Below are 260 nucleotides of genomic sequence, written 5' to 3'. Positions count from 1 at the left end.
CCAGCAGCAGCACAAACAGAAGCCACACTGCACCGCTCTCACGCAGAACGTTAAAACCTACCCAGCATGGCAATAGCACCCAAATACCCATGAGCAGGCGGCGAGAGGTGGCTTGCCACTGCTGGCTGCTATCTGGGTAGTGCGTTACCCAGTAGAGATTCAACAGCCAGCCAGCGGCGGCCAGCCACAGCGGCCACACGGCAAAGGCAGCACCGCTTAACCACAGCAGCGCCATCAGCACCGTCATACCGGCCACTAAC

Annotated in this window: 1 protein-coding gene; it reads right to left on the bottom strand. The window is 59.6% G+C overall.

Going from position 1 to position 260, the window contains the following annotated elements:
- Positions 1-247, bottom strand: a 247-nt coding sequence (locus SB847_RS21450) for a hypothetical protein (protein ID WP_410578691.1), incomplete at its 3' end; no start/stop codon positions are given.
- Positions 248-260: the final 13 nt, after the last annotated feature.

Source organism: Bacillus sp. SIMBA_026, assembly GCF_046535335.1.
In the GTDB taxonomy this organism is placed as follows: Bacteria; Bacillota; Bacilli; order Bacillales; family Bacillaceae; genus Bacillus; species Bacillus velezensis.
This window is presented reverse-complemented; position numbering and strand designations above follow the sequence as displayed.